The sequence below is a fragment of the Ligilactobacillus sp. MP3 genome, from assembly GCF_024436335.1.
GTDB lineage: Bacteria > Bacillota > Bacilli > Lactobacillales > Lactobacillaceae > Ligilactobacillus > Ligilactobacillus salivarius.
Genome location: NZ_JANFQI010000009.1, coordinates 25,945 through 41,311 on the forward strand (window position 1 = coordinate 25,945; position 15,367 = coordinate 41,311).

Below are 15,367 nucleotides of genomic sequence, written 5' to 3' on the forward strand. Positions count from 1 at the left end.
GATGATTAAAATGTCTGATGAATTTCAAAGGATTTTTGAAGAGATAAAGCTAGATCCTCAAAATCAAGAATACACTGAAAAGGGGATTGAACCTTTATATTATGCTAACCCTAAGGCCAAAATATTAATAGTGGGTCAAGCACCTGGACAAAAAGCTCAAGATACGCATATGGTCTGGAATGATTTGAGTGGAGATAGGTTGAGGACATGGTTAGATGTGTCTCGCGATGAATTTTATAATTCAGGTTTGTTTGCGATTATGCCAATGGATTTTTATTTTCCAGGAAAAGGTAAGGGTGGAGATTTGCCACCACGAAAGAATTTTGCAGCAAAGTGGCATCCAAAGTTAAGAAAGTTAATGCCAAATATTGAATTAACTATTTTGGTAGGTAGCTACGCTGTTAAGAAATATTTGAATCTAAAAAGTAGTGCTAAATTGACTGATATTGTAAAAGATTATCAAACGTATCTGCCAGAGTACTTTCCTTTGGTACATCCTTCACCTAGGAATTTAATTTGGTTAAAGAAAAATCCATGGTTTGAGGAACGAGTAGTAAAAGACTTACAGAAATTAGTATCTGAAATTAAAAATAAATAATAGTCTGACAAAAATGTCAGGCTATTTTTTTGGTCAAATTTGGTGTTATACTTAGATTGAAAGAGTTTGATAGAAGGTTGGAAGGAAGTAATACTATGCTAAAAAATCTAAATTTAACTTTTGGACCTGAAAAACAACTACAAGAAATTATTGAAAACAATAAAGATCGTCAAATGGTACTATTAGAATCTGTAACTGATTCAGAAAAGTTTGCGTTATTAGATGTTTCAAACAAAGAAAGTATTTTTCATAGTCAATTAGAGTATCAAATTTATCACACAATTAATCTTAAAGAATGGGATGGATATTTTGAATTTAGATATATAACTTTAGATACGGAGCAACAAAAAATTTTCAATGCTCATTTAGATAAGTGGGATGATTCATTCAATCGTCCGGTTGGTTTAAAATCTACACTTGTTGGTCATGATGAGAGAAAAGACTATGAATTCTTGATGATTAATATCTGGGAAGATCAAGAAGATTATGTCGAATGGGAAAATGAAAGTGACAATGAGTTCAGAGAATTCGGCCATGGCGGAAATGCTAAAGCATTAGTTGCACAATATAAATTGGTAAAAAATAAAGAATAGTTTAAAGGGTATGTGGATATGATCTGCATGCCTTTTTGTTTTGGATAAACAAAACAATAGCCATTTCAATCAGAGTAAATCCATACCTAAAATTATTTACTATATATTTGAAAAATTTGATAAAAACTATTGTATAATTGTAGTGTAATTTTTCAGAGGGAGGCATGGAGGATATGGAAAGATATCACATCGGATTAGATATAGGGACTTCATCTATAGGATGGGCAGTAATAGGCGATGATTTCAAAATTAAGAGAAAAAAAGGAAAGAATTTAATAGGAACTCGTTTGTTTAAGGAAGGAAATACCGCCGCAGAACGTCGAGGTTTCAGAACTCAAAGAAGACGACTTAATAGAAGAAAATGGCGATTGAAACTATTAGAAGAAATTTTTGATCCGTACATGGCAGAAGTAGATGAGTATTTTTTTGCTAGATTAAAGTCTTCAAATCTTTCTCCAAAAGACAGTAATAAGAAGTATTTAGGTTCATTATTATTCCCAGATGTATCTGATTCAAATTTCTATGATAAGTATCCAACAATTTATCATTTGCGAAGAGATTTAATGAAAAAAGATGAGAAGTTTGATTTAAGAGAAATCTATTTAGCAATTCACCATATTGTCAAGTATCGTGGCAATTTCTTAGAAAATGTTCCTGCAAAAAACTATAAAAATAGTGGAACATCGATTGGATTCCTTCTAGAAGAGGTTAACAGTTTATATAAGGATATTATTGGTGATGAAAGTGTTGCTATTCTTAACAGTGGAAAGTTTGAAGATGTAGAAAAAATAATCTTAGATGAAGAGACTAGAAATCTTGATAAACAAAAGAGTGTAGGGAAACTATTAGTAGAAGATAAGAAGAAAAAGAATATAGTTACTGCATTTTCTAAGGCTATTTTTGGATATAAATTTAATATTGAAGATTTATTATTGATTAAAGATTCAACATTGATAGAGAGTGATAAAAATAAAAAAATAACGTTTAATGATGAAAATATTGATGACATTTTTAATGAATTATCACATTCCCTAGATGATAACCAAATGGATTTACTAACTAAGACTAGAGAAATCTACTTTAAGTTCAAATTAAATATGATTGTTCCGACTGGATATACATTATCTGAATCCATGATAGAAAAGTATGAGATGCACAAAGTTCATTTAAAAATGTACAAGGAATTTATCAATACTCTAAATACAAAAGATAGAAAGACCTTAAAGAATGCTTACAGTAATTATATTAATAATGAAAAAGCTAAAGCTGCTAATGCACAGGAAAATTTCTATAAAACTGTAAAGAAGATTATTAAAGACAATAATTCAGACACAGCTAAGAAAATTATAGTTTTAATTGATGAAGGTAATTTTATGCCTAAGCAAAGAACCGGTGAAAATGGTGTGATTCCTCATCAATTACATCAAATAGAGTTAGATAGAATTATTGAAAATCAAGCTAAGTATTATCCATGGTTAGCAGAAGAAAATCCTGTAGAAAAGAATAGAAGGTTTGCTAAATATAAATTAGATGAACTAGTTACTTTTAGGGTGCCATACTATGTTGGACCACTGGTAGATAAGACAGAGTCTAATAAAAACGAAAAAGAAACAAAATTTGCGTGGATGGTTCGAAAAGCAAAAGGAACAATAACTCCATGGAATTTTGAAAATTTAGTTGATAGAACAGAATCTGCTAATCGTTTTATTAAACGCATGACTTCCAAAGATACATATATAATTGGTGAAGATGTATTGCCTGCTTCTAGTTTGTTATACGAGAAATTTAAAGTACTTAATGAATTGAACAATATCAAAGTAAATGAAAAAAAATTAGATATTGAACAAAAGCAGAATGTTTATCTTAAACTATTTAAGACTGAAAAAAGTGTGACGAAGAAAAATTTAGCTACTTCTTTAAATTGTGATGCAGAAAGTATTACTGGACTAACCGACAACAAAAAGTTTAATTCTTCACTGTCAAGTTATATTGATTTAAAAGCAATATTAGGAAATGTAGTAGATGATTACAGTAAAAATGAAGATTTAGAAAAAATTATTGAATATTCAACTATTTTTGAAGATGGTAATATCTACAAAGAGAAATTAAGTGAAATATCATGGTTGACTGACGAGCAGATTAAGAAATTATCAAATATTCATTTCAAAGGATGGGGAAGATTATCAAAGAAATTACTAACACAGATCACTAATGAGAATGGTGAAAGGATTATTGATGCATTATGGAATACATCTAATAATTTTATGCAAATTGTAAATGATGAAAGTATTCAAGCAAAATTAGCTGAAATTAACGGTGAGTATGCGAATAAATATAACTTAGAAGATATATTAGATGAGGCATATACATCTCCACAGAACAAAAAAGCCATTAGACAAGTAATGAAAGTTGTCGAAGATATTGAAAAGGTGATGCAGTGTGAGCCAACATCTATAGCTATTGAATTTACCCGGGAAAAACGAAAGAGTAAATTAACGAATACTCGTTATAAGAAAATATCTGAAATTTATGAGAAAATTGCAGACAAACTAATATCTGAATATGAATTAGAAAAGTTACAATCAGAATTAGATAGTAACGCCAATAATATAAGAGATAGGTACTATCTATACTTTATGCAGTTAGGTAGGGATATGTATACTGGTGAAAAAATAAATATTGATGAATTACATCAAAAGTATGATATTGATCATATTCTTCCACAATCATTTATAAAAGATGATTCTCTTAATAATAGAGTGTTAACTCGTAAAGATGTAAATAATAAAGAAAAGTCAGATAAGACAGCTGCAGATTTGTATGCAGCGAAGATGGGGAACTTTTGGCGTAAACTTTATGAACAAGACTTAATAACTAAGCAAAAATATAACAACTTATTAACTAAGACAGATAGTATAAACAAGTATGTTAAACAAGGTTTTATTAAGCGTCAATTAGTAGAAACAAGCCAAGTAGTAAAATTAGTTGCTAACACATTGAAAAAACAATATAGTGATACAAAAATCATTGAAGTAAGAGCAAGACTGAATAGTGATTTAAGAAAAGAATATGAGTTGATAAAAAATCGAGAAGTTAACGATTACCATCATGCAATAGATGGGTATTTAACAACCTTTATTGGACAATATCTGTATAAAACCTATCCTAAATTACGCAGTTATTTTGTATATGATGATTTTAAAAAACTAGATAGTAATTACTTGAAACATATAAATAAATTTAACTTTTTATGGAAATTGGAAGATGAGGAAGCAGAAGATGTACATGATAAGGTAAATAATGAATTTGTTTTAAATGTGCCAGAGATGAAAGCCTATATACAAAAAATTAATGATTACAAATATATGTTAGTTTCGAAAGAAGTAACTACTAAAAACGGTGCGTTTTACGATCAAACTAAATATAATGCTAAGACGGTTAACTTGATTCCAATAAAGAAAGATAAACCAACAAATATTTATGGAGGTTATAAAGGAAAGATAAGTGGTTATATGATGCTTGTTAAGATTCAAAAGAAGAAGGGAGTAATATATAAATTTGTAGGTGTACCTAGACTTTGGACTGATGAATTAGATAGATTAAATGATACTGATGAAAAGAAAATATTATTGAAAAAAATAGCAAAAGCAAGTTTATCTAAAGCGGAACAAAATTTTGAAGTTATTTTAGACAAAGTTTACTATGGACAACTGATCATAGATGGAGGTCAAAAATATACCTTAGGAAGTTCCGAATATAAGTATAATGCGATGCAACTGCATTTGTCAGAACGTGCGTTAAAGATTCTAGCTAAGGAAAAAGATAAAGAAGCAAAAGTAACAGACAAAGAATTAGTAGATGTATATGAAGAAATATTATCAGTTGTTAACAAGTATTTTGAATTATATGATATTAATAAATTTAGACAAAGGTTAAATGAAGGATTGGAAATGTTTAAGAAATTACCTATCCACAATGTATATGAAGGCAATAAACTAAAGCAAGTTGGAAAATTTGAAGTGTTGAACAGAATTTTAATTGGGTTACACGCTAATGCAATGATAACAGACTTAAAGGTTTTAGGAATAAAAACCAAGCTAGGTCAAATGCAAGTAATAGGTGGTATAAAATTATCGCCAGAAGCTAAATTAATATATCAATCACCAACAGGAATTTTTTCAAGAGTTGTTAGAGTGAAAGATTTAGAGTAATTCTTTTTAGAAATAAAAAATAAAAAGGAGTCAAATGACTCCTTTTTATGTATTGTCCATAATTATATGGATCAAAAAGAAAAACTCAGCTATAAAAGCTTTGTTTGATTTCAACTCAGAATGTTAAATCAATGAGGTTAAAACCTACGAGTATATTATAAAACAATTGATAGTAGAAAGGCAAGTGAAGATTTATGGGATTCAGAAATGTAATTATCACCCAACATTCTAAGTTATCGTATTCTAATAATGCGATGATAGTCCAAAATAAGGATGGGATTAATCAAATACCGCTAGTAGATATGGATATATTACTTATTTCAACTACTCAAGCAGTTATTACTAGTGCGTTAGTAAGTAAGTTAGCAGAATCTGGAATCAAAGTAATTTTCACAGATAACAAAAACGAACCTGTGACTGAAACAGTAAATTATTATCCTAATAATAGATCGTTAGGTACATATTTACAGCAATACGAATGGAATGACCATGTAAAGGAAATTTTGTGGACAAAAATTGTTAGAAGTAAAATTATTAATCGAATAAAGGTTCTTAAAAATTATCAAATAGATTGTCAGGATTTGAAAAATGAATTAGATAAGTTAGAAATAAACGATATGACCAATCGGGAAGCTGTAGTAGCAAGAAAATATTTTGAAAAGCTATTTGGCAAAAAATACAGTAGAAAAGATTTCACACCTATGAATGCAGCATTAAACTATGGATATTCAATTTTATTGTCAGCTGTAAATAAAGAAATTGTTTCTGCAGGATATGTAACATATTTAGGGATCCATCATCAAAGTCAAGAAAATATGTTTAATTTTGGATCAGATTTAATGGAACCGTTTAGACCGGTTGTAGACTATTGGTTAGCAGATAAGAATTTCTTAGATTTTACACCAGACATTAAATATGGATTGGTTGATTTATTGAATTTAGAAATTAAATACAATAAAAAACAAATGCTGTTAAAAAATGCAATTGCTAGGTATATAAGAGATGTAATTGAATACTTAAATCAAGAAACTGTTGAATTTGATATGGAGGTAGAATTTACGAATGAGGTACCGAATAATGCGATTAATGATAATGTTTGATTTACCAGTAGAAACAAGTGAGGAAAGAAAAGAATATAGAAAGTTTAGAAAGAATTTAATAAATGAAGGATTTATTATGATTCAATATTCTGTTTATGTAAGAGTTTGTGTAAATAAGAAATCAGCAGAATTTACAGAAAAACGCATAGAATCGTTCTTACCCTCTAAAGGTGTGGTTCAATCTTTAATACTGACTGAAAAACAATATAATGACATGCATTTTTTATTAGGTAAAAAGATAAAAGAAGTTAGAAATAGTGCAGAGAGGACAATTATTTTATGAAGTTATATTATACTGGTCATAAAAATATTGACATAAATACTGGGAAAATTACAGTGTTGGGAACGAATAACGTGAATGTATATAAAGAATTTATTGACACTTTTTTAAATGGGTGCGGAAGTAATATTCAATTAAGTGACGATAAATATAATCGAAAAGATATAAGTACGAGTATTGATTGGGATGGAGACGTAATGTTAACAGACCGAATTGGTAAAAAATATATGAACGTATTGATTAAGAAGATTATCGAAAATCTTACAGACGATGAAAGACAGGCAATACTAAAATCAGTAAATAGTTTGTATGATCGGATTCGAGAAGTTTTGTATAAAATTGATATACCCTTACAAGTAGATTATGACAATGATTTGACAAGACTATTCAAGTACTGTCAGGTACATACAGAGGCATTGCTATGGAAAAATGCATATGATAGAATATCTTCAGATGTTAAATTACATGTGGAATTAAATAGAAAAAGAATTATAGGTCTAACCAACGTCGCGCATTATCTTACAGAAGGAGAATTTCAAGAACTTGTAAGTCTTGTTAAGACGACTAATTCATCAATGTTTATAATTGAATTCACAGAAAAGAATGGTCAGAGATTCTTTGAAAACTGTGATAATTACTATATTGATGAGGATTATATTGATTGGTACTAACGAATCGTTAAATTTTGATTATAAAATAACGGTTTCAGAAGGATGTTAAATCAATTAGGTTAAGACCCTGCAGCTTGTATTTTAATTTTTAAAACTTGTTTCAGAAGGATGTTAAATCAATTAGGTTAAGACCAAGAAGATGGTGGATTTCAACCAACGAAGAGTTTCAGAAGGATGTTAAATCAATTAGGTTAAGACCGATGAAGCAAAAGAACATGAAACTGATGAAGTTTCAGAAGGATGTTAAATCAATTAGGTTAAGACCAACAAGCAAGGAGGAGTTAGCTAATGTCATGTTTCAGAAGGATGTTAAATCAATTAGGTTAAGACCAATTAGGGTTTATAAAACTTACTTAATCTTGTTTCAGAAGGATGTTAAATCAATTAGGTTAAGACCTCTTTATCTAGAAATGTATTATCTTCTAAAGTTTCAGAAGGATGTTAAATCAATTAGGTTAAGACCTGTTTATAGATGATAAAAAAATTGTCCCACGTTTCAGAAGGATGTTAAATTAATTAGGTTAAGACCTACTTTAGGCTGGCAGGAGTTGATGACTAGGTTTCAGAAGGATGTTAAATCAATTAGGTTAAGACCCTGCAGCACTGTATAGATCTTTACACTAAGGTTTCAGAAGGATGTTAAATCAATTAGGTTAAGACCGATACTTCTTAATAACTAGACTAGCAAACTGTTTCAGAAGGATGTTAAATCAATTAGGTTAAGACCAATTCGTATTGCATCAGTTCCACCTACCTTGTTTCAGAAGGATGTTAAATCAATTAGGTTAAGACCAGGGCTTTGTTTTCAATGGCTTTGATACACGTTTCAGAAGGATGTTAAATCAATTAGGTTAAGACCATGTTTGTTTCTACTAAGTACTACAAAGCAGTTTCAGAAGGATGTTAAATCAATTAGGTTAAGACCGCTGAATTGATGCAATTGGTTGATAGCAAAGTTTCAGAAGGATGTTAAATCAATTAGGTTAAGACCATTTATATGGTTTATCTAATAAAAAAGATAGTTTCAGAAGGATGTTAAATCAATTAGGTTAAGACCATAATGTACTTAATTTTTATCAATTAATTTGTTTCAGAAGGATGTTAAATCAATTAGGTTAAGACTGATCTACGTTACATTTTCTTAATGTTCATAGTTTCATAAGAATGTTAAATTAATAGGGTCGAGGCCTAAAATACAAAAAATATTTCATAATATTTATAAATCTATCAGAAATTTTCTGGTAGATTTTTTTTAGTGTAAAAATTTTTGAGTTTACGACATATTATGGTTGTTAATACAATATTATATGGTGTATAATATAGTTGAAGATAAGATATAGAAGAAAGTGAGGGATGATGATGAAAATTCAAGTTAGTTCTGATTTACTAGATGGTTTAGTATTAGCACTTTTAGATAAGCAAGATTATTATGGATACTCATTGACACAGGATATGCAAAGAGCAATTTCAATTTCAGAATCAACACTCTACCCAGTATTACGCAGGTTAAAGAATAATGGTTTATTAGAAACATATGATCAATCATATCAAGGGAGAAATCGTAGATATTATCGCATAACAAATAGTGGGGAAGAACATTTAGGAAGAGTTAAAAAAATGTGGAGTGACTATAAAGTTAGTTTGGATTCAATTTTCGAAAAAAATAGAGAGGGGGAATAATAATGAACTCAGAAATAACAAAGTATCTACAAGAATTAAAAAAATATTTAAGACATTTAGATGATAGTGAGATCAAAGATATTGAGGATTTCTACACAGAATATTTAGAAGATGCAGGGGTACAAACACGTGCAGAAATTGAAGAAAAAGTTGGAACACCTAGACAATTAAGTCTACGAATACTAGCAGATTATTCATTGAAGGATGATGGTAAGGAAAGTGGTGGCATTTTACCTAAGACAAATATCAAGACTGCTTGGCTAATCATTTTGGCATTACTTGCGACACCAGCAACTTTAATTATAGGGGTAGCCTTACTAGGAGTTTTAGTAGCAGCAATTGGTGTAGCTTTTGCAGTAGCAGTAACAATTATTGCCTTAGCTGGAGCAGCTATCTTTATAACCTTAACTAGTTTATATGTAGGAATATTCCTATTGTTTACAAAATTAGGAGTGGGACTATTTTATCTTGGAATAGGAATTATTGGTATCGGAGCATTAATGGTTATTCTACCAATAATTTACTTGATAATAATAACAGTTGTAAAAATGGTAGCGAACTTCATTCGATATATTTACAGACGTTTCAACAAAAAGGGGGTTAGATAGCTATGAAAAAGACAATAATAAGTGGTTTTATAATTTCCATTATTGGCGCTATTTTATTAGCAATTGGCTTTGGGCTTAAAGGAAATAAAAGTATTGTTTTTGAAGATTTAAAACCTGTTATTGCAGATAGTACTAAAGTTACTCAAGCTCATACCTATAAAGACATTAACAAACTTGATATAGATGTTAAAGATGTTAATGTGGAATTTAGAGAAGGAAAGAACTATTCTGTAAGATACGAAGGTGCAAAATCTAGCTCCCCAACGGTAAAGAAGTCTGGTAATCAACTACAAATTAAAGGACGCTTAAGTAGTCATAGCATAAGATTTAATGGAATGAGCATGTATGATGATTATTATCGAAATTCTGATCGAAATAAGATGATAATTACTTTACCAAAGGATAGTAAATTAGATGAACTAAATCTTAAATTATCTGATTCTCTATTATCACAGGTTAATATGACAGGAATTGAAGCAGATCAAGTTAAGGCATCTATTCATGATACTAAACTAGATTTAAGAGATGCTAATTTTGGAAATGTAGAATTATCTGCAGGTGATTCAGATATTAGTATGACCAATACGGTGTTAAGTAATGGTAAGTTAGACTTAAATGACACAGATGTACGCTTAAATGGTGGATCATTGATGCAAGTTGCAATGAATATTACTGACGGAGATGTGGATTACAATAATTTGTCTATTCAAGGTGGTAACTTACGTAATAATGATGGTGACATTAAGATGAGTAATACACAAATTCAAGGTGGATACAAGATAGATGATACTGACGGAGACATACTAGTTTCTCGTGTAACAGTTGATGGCTATCGAGTTCAAAGTAATGATGGCGACGTAAGATTATTTGAACAAACAACAAGTAATGGTAATGTTTTAGAGAAGAATTCTAACTCAGATAATGTATTAGATATTATAAGTAATGATGGCGATATTACTGTAAATTAATTAAGGAGGAGACAAATATGAAAAAATTGACTAAATCAAATGATAAAGTTTTGACTGGTGTATTAGGTGGTTTTGCAGAATATTTTGGAGCAGATAAGGCTCTAGTTAGAATTATTGGTGCTGCATTGATGATGGTAACTGGATTCTTCCCAGGAGTATTCCTTTATATTATTGCAGCAGTAATAATGCCAGAAAAAACAGACAAAGATAATGACGACGTAATTGAAGGCGAATTTCACGAGAAATAATGAGTATTAAAAAGTATGTTTAGGAAACTGAGCATACTTTTTTATTAGCAGGTATTTCGGATTTTAAATAAAGTAATTACTGAGTGATAGCAAAAGAGCAACACCTTAGTCAGTATTATAATCATGATATACTTTCAAATGCTGATATGTTTAGAAAGCATGAGGCTAAAAGGGTTAAATATTACTTTGACGTATGATACAGTAGACTTGTAGGAAGAAAGATAATGATTTCTCGAGAAAAAAAGATAGAAAAGTGCACAAAACTATCAGTAATTATCATTGTCCTACTTGAAAATAGTAGTGAAGTTAGAGCTAGATTTAAGTACGGAGTGATAAAATATGGAAAAAGTACAAGAATTACAAAGATTAGTTGTAGAGTTATATGACAGTTTTGAAAATGATAATCGCAAAGGTGTAGAAGAAATTCGTCAAGTTCTAGCAAATGTAAATGAAAAGTATAAAACGAGTAGTCATCCATTGGCTTGGACAGGAAGATTGGTACTTTATCTACAAGTGAATGCTGTGAAAAAAGACTTATATTTGACACCAGAACAAAAGGATATTATCAAGGAATTGGCTAGAATTGGTAAAAGAACAAATTTGAATTATGTTTATCTTAGTCCAGTGGATGATGCTAAACAATTTGTTTAGTTAAATAATTAATAATAGTTTGAAGTCAGCGAATCAAATTTTTGATTAAATTTGGTTCGCTGATTTTTTTATGGATTAAATATACGAAATTATATTTTGTAACACAAATGTAATATTCTTAACTTAATTTTCTCAACATGTGCAACAGTATCTTGAAAGTATTGGTAGAATTGGTTTTTCACGACATGCACATATTGAGTAAAAATGATTAGATTATGAAAAAATATCTTATTCACAATCAAACTTATTGTTAAATAAGCGTTTTCATAAACGACATAAAGATCTTTGTGAATTTTGGGATAATTATTTTATATGTTGAAAAACAATATTTTGCATGATATTATTATCTCGTAAATTAAAGAAAACGTTTTCTTAAAAGAGGTACATAAGGAGGTCCAATGATGTCAGATAAATATATTATGGCTATCGACGAAGGTACTACAAGTACACGTGCGATTATCTTCGATAAAAAAGGAAATAAAGTTGCTGAAGGACAAAAAGAATTTCGTCAATATTTCCCTCAACCAGGTTGGGTAGAACATGACGCTAATGAAATTTGGAACGCAGTATTATCAACAATAGCTAATTCTTTTATTAGCTCAGGGATACAACCAAAACAAATTGCAGGTATTGGTATTACTAACCAACGTGAAACAACTATTATTTGGGACAAAGAAACAGGATTACCAATTTATAACGCTATTGTTTGGCAATCAAGACAAACAAGTGACATTGCACAAAAATTAATTGATGAAGGTTATTCTGATACTATTCATGAAAAGACAGGTTTAATCATTGATGCCTACTTCTCAGCAACAAAGATTCGTTGGATCTTAGATCATGTAGAAGGTGCTCAAGAACGTGCTGAAAAAGGCGAGTTATTATTCGGTACGATTGATACATGGCTTACATGGAAATTAACAGGTGGTAAAGTTCACGTAACAGATTATTCTAATGCTAGTCGTACAATGTTGTTCAACATTCATGATTTGAAATGGGATAAAGAAATTTTAGAATTATTGAATATTCCTGAAGCTCTATTACCAGAAGTTAAAGGAAATTCTGAAATCTATGGTCAAACTGCAGCATACCACTTCTTTGGTAGTCAAGTTCCTATTTCTGGTATGGCTGGTGACCAACAATCTGCTTTATTCGGTCAATTAGCTTTAGAAGATGGAACAGTTAAGAATACTTATGGTACAGGTTCATTTATCGTAATGAATACAGGTAATAAACCAGTTCTTTCTAAGAATAACTTGTTAACAACTATTGGATATTCTATCGATGGCAAGATTAATTTTGCTTTAGAAGGTTCAGTATTTGTATCTGGTTCAGCACTTCAATGGTTAAGAGATAGTATGGAAATTATTGAATCAGCTCCTGAATCAGAAAGAGCAGCTAATGAATCAACTAACCATAATGAAGTTTACGTTGTTCCAGCCTTTACAGGTTTAGGTGCTCCTTACTGGGATAGTGATGCTCGTGGGGCAGTGTTCGGATTAACACGTGGTACAACTAAGAATGACTTTATTAAAGCTACTTTACAATCACTTGCTTACCAAACAAGAGATGTATTAGATACGATGGAAAAAGATACAGGTATTAAGATTCCAGTCCTTCGTGTTGACGGTGGAGCTGCTATGAATAACTACTTGTTACAATTCCAATCTGATTTGCTTAATAAGTCAGTTGAAAGAGCTGGAAACTTAGAAACAACAGCTCTAGGTGTAGCTTTCTTAGCTGGATTGGCAGTTGGTTTCTGGAAAGACACAGATGAATTGAAAGAATTATTTACAGTTGGTCGTAGATTTGAACCAGAAATGTCCGATGATGCTAGAGAATATCTATATGCTGGATGGAAGAACGCAGTAGAAGCAACACGTATATTCAAACATAAAATAAACGAAAATCTTTAGGAGGAAGATACAATGACATTTTCAATTAAAACACGTAAAAACACAGTTGATAAATTAAAGAATGAAGAATTAGATTTGTTAGTAATTGGTGGGGGAATTACAGGTGCAGGTGTTGCCCTCCAAGCTACAGCTTCCGGTTTGAAGACTGGTTTAGTTGAAATGCAAGACTTTGCTGAAGGAACAAGTTCTCGTTCTACAAAATTAGTTCATGGTGGTATCAGATACCTAAAGACATTTGATGTAGGTGTTGTTGCAGATACTGTACAAGAACGTGCAGTTGTTCAAGGAATTGCTCCACATATTCCAAGACCTTTCCCAATGTTATTACCTATTTATGACGATCCAAGTTCAACATTCGACATGTTCAGTGTTAAGATTGCGATGGACTTATATGACCGTTTAGCTGGAGTAACAGGCACACAATATGCTAACTACACAATTTCTCGTGAAGAAGTATTGCAACGCGAACCAAACTTGAAGAGCGATAAGTTATTAGGTGCAGGTGTTTACCTTGATTATGTAAATAACGATGCTCGTTTAGTTATTGAAAATATTAAAGAAGCTGACGAATTAGGTGGCTTAATGGCTAGTCACGTTAAGGTTGTAGGTGTCCTTCATGATGATAATGGGCGTATTAATGGTGTAAAAGCTAAAGACTTATTAACAGATGAAGAATTTGAAATCAAAGCTAAGATGGTAATTAATACTACAGGTCCATGGGTAACTAAGACATTAGGCTTAGATGATAAGAATGGTGAAGGCGAAGTAATTCGTCCAACTAAGGGTGTGCATTTAGTTGTAGATAGCTCACGTCTAAGAGTTCCTCAACCAACATATTTTGATTCTGGAATTGGTGACGGTCGTATGATTTTCGTTGTTCCACGTGAAAACAAAACATACTTTGGTACAACAGACACAGACTACACTGGTGATTACAAGCATCCAAGAGTTGAGCAAGCTGATGTAGATTACTTATTAAAAGCTATCAACAACAGATACCCAGAAGCTGAAATTACAATTAATGATATCGAAGCAAGCTGGGCAGGTTTAAGACCACTTCTATCTGGTAATGGAAGTTCTGACTATAACGGTGGTGGATCTAACACTGGTAAAGTATCAGATGAAAGTTTCGAAAACTTAATTAAGACAGCTGTGGCATACAGCAAAGATGAAGCAAGTCGTAGCGAAGTTGAAAAATCAATCAGCAGCTTGAAGACAGCTTCAGCAGAAAAGACTCTAAGCCCATCACAAGTATCTCGTGGTTCTTCACTTAAAGTAGGTGATGATGGTTTAATCACACTTTCTGGTGGTAAGATTACTGACTATCGTAAGATGGCAGCTGGAGCAATGGAATTAATCCGTAAGTTATTCAAAGAATTATTTAATAAAGATGTACGTGAAGTTGATTCTAAGAAATTACAAGTTTCAGGTGGACATTTCGATCCTACAAATGTTGATGAAACAATGAAATTCTATCAAAAGATTGCGATGGACAAAGGTATGCCAGCTGCAGATGCTGCTGACTTGGCAAATCGCTTTGGTTCAAACACAAGTCGTGTAATTTCTTACGCAGACGATGTAGAAGCAGCTCCAGGTTTAACTTTAGCTGACACATTGAGCTTACATTACTCTGTAAATGAAGAAATGACCTTGAATTTAGTAGACTTCTTATTACGTCGTACAAACTATGTTCTCTTCCATAAAGATGAATTAATGATGAAGAAAGATGCCTTTGTTGATGAAATGGCACGCATCATGGAATGGAATGAAGAAGAAAAAGCAGCTGCAGCTAAGCAATTAGATGAAACTATTGCAGAATCAAGCTTAGCATACTTGAAGTAAA

General features: G+C 31.1%; 14 protein-coding genes and 1 CRISPR repeat array. Of the genes, 13 read left to right on the plus strand and 1 reads right to left on the minus strand.

Annotated elements, in window-relative coordinates; translation table 11 throughout:
* Position 1: 1 nt before the first annotated feature.
* Positions 2-598 carry a uracil-DNA glycosylase family protein gene (locus tag NOU10_RS07375; protein ID WP_255906461.1) on the plus strand — a complete coding sequence of 199 codons (597 nt, stop codon included), beginning with the start codon at positions 2-4 and terminating at the stop codon, positions 596-598.
* 95 nt (positions 599-693) lie between these two features.
* Positions 694-1,191, plus strand: coding sequence for a hypothetical protein (locus NOU10_RS07380; RefSeq protein ID WP_034997486.1), 498 nt, complete (start codon positions 694-696; stop codon positions 1,189-1,191).
* A gap of 1 nt (position 1,192) precedes the next feature.
* Here NOU10_RS07380 and NOU10_RS09505 read toward each other — a convergent pair whose 3' ends face one another.
* On the minus strand, positions 1,193-1,357 hold the full coding sequence (locus NOU10_RS09505; RefSeq protein WP_370687299.1) for a prepilin-type N-terminal cleavage/methylation domain-containing protein: 165 nt from the start codon (positions 1,355-1,357) through the stop codon (positions 1,193-1,195).
* Between the two features lie 7 nt (positions 1,358-1,364).
* Between NOU10_RS09505 and cas9 the strand changes: the two genes are divergently transcribed.
* The 11 genes from cas9 to glpO all read left to right on the plus strand — a co-directional run bounded on the left by cas9 (position 1,365) and on the right by glpO (position 15,366).
* The gene (gene cas9, locus NOU10_RS07385; RefSeq protein WP_255906462.1) at positions 1,365-5,402 is read left to right on the plus strand and encodes a type II CRISPR RNA-guided endonuclease Cas9; all 4,038 of its coding nucleotides are present in this window, start codon (positions 1,365-1,367) and stop codon (positions 5,400-5,402) included.
* 194 nt (positions 5,403-5,596) lie between these two features.
* Positions 5,597-6,502 (plus strand): type II CRISPR-associated endonuclease Cas1, encoded by a 906-nt coding sequence (gene cas1 / locus NOU10_RS07390; RefSeq protein WP_255906463.1) that lies wholly within the window; start codon positions 5,597-5,599, stop codon positions 6,500-6,502.
* A complete protein-coding gene (gene cas2, locus NOU10_RS07395) occupies positions 6,480-6,785 on the plus strand; it encodes a CRISPR-associated endonuclease Cas2 (RefSeq protein WP_003709117.1) in 306 nt (101 codons plus the stop codon). The genes cas1 and cas2 overlap by 23 nt, the downstream gene beginning before the upstream one ends.
* The gene (csn2, locus tag NOU10_RS07400; RefSeq protein WP_255906464.1) at positions 6,782-7,453 is read left to right on the plus strand and encodes a type II-A CRISPR-associated protein Csn2; all 672 of its coding nucleotides are present in this window, start codon (positions 6,782-6,784) and stop codon (positions 7,451-7,453) included. The genes cas2 and csn2 overlap by 4 nt, the downstream gene beginning before the upstream one ends.
* A 31-nt stretch (positions 7,454-7,484) precedes the next feature.
* Positions 7,485-8,642: a CRISPR direct-repeat array (repeat unit 35 nt; unit sequence GTTTCAGAAGGATGTTAAATCAATTAGGTTAAGAC).
* 170 nt (positions 8,643-8,812) lie between these two features.
* On the plus strand, positions 8,813-9,133 hold the full coding sequence (locus NOU10_RS07405) for a PadR family transcriptional regulator (RefSeq protein ID WP_034982287.1): 321 nt from the start codon (positions 8,813-8,815) through the stop codon (positions 9,131-9,133).
* 2 nt (positions 9,134-9,135) lie between these two features.
* Complete coding sequence (locus NOU10_RS07410) at positions 9,136-9,741, plus strand: DUF1700 domain-containing protein (protein ID WP_255906465.1); 606 nt, start codon at positions 9,136-9,138, stop codon at positions 9,739-9,741.
* Positions 9,742-9,743: 2 nt separating this feature from the next.
* Positions 9,744-10,709, plus strand: coding sequence for a DUF4097 domain-containing protein (locus NOU10_RS07415; RefSeq protein ID WP_095842427.1), 966 nt, complete (start codon positions 9,744-9,746; stop codon positions 10,707-10,709).
* 17 nt (positions 10,710-10,726) lie between these two features.
* A complete protein-coding gene (locus tag NOU10_RS07420) occupies positions 10,727-10,957 on the plus strand; it encodes a PspC domain-containing protein (RefSeq protein WP_003704561.1) in 231 nt (76 codons plus the stop codon).
* Between the two features lie 339 nt (positions 10,958-11,296).
* A complete protein-coding gene (locus NOU10_RS07425; RefSeq protein ID WP_003700769.1) occupies positions 11,297-11,608 on the plus strand; it encodes a bacteriocin immunity protein in 312 nt (103 codons plus the stop codon).
* Between the two features lie 401 nt (positions 11,609-12,009).
* Positions 12,010-13,524, plus strand: coding sequence for a glycerol kinase GlpK (gene glpK, locus NOU10_RS07430; RefSeq protein ID WP_003700771.1), 1,515 nt, complete (start codon positions 12,010-12,012; stop codon positions 13,522-13,524).
* 12 nt (positions 13,525-13,536) lie between these two features.
* Positions 13,537-15,366 (plus strand): type 1 glycerol-3-phosphate oxidase, encoded by a 1,830-nt coding sequence (gene glpO, locus NOU10_RS07435; RefSeq protein ID WP_255906466.1) that lies wholly within the window; start codon positions 13,537-13,539, stop codon positions 15,364-15,366.
* Position 15,367 lies beyond the last annotated feature (1 nt).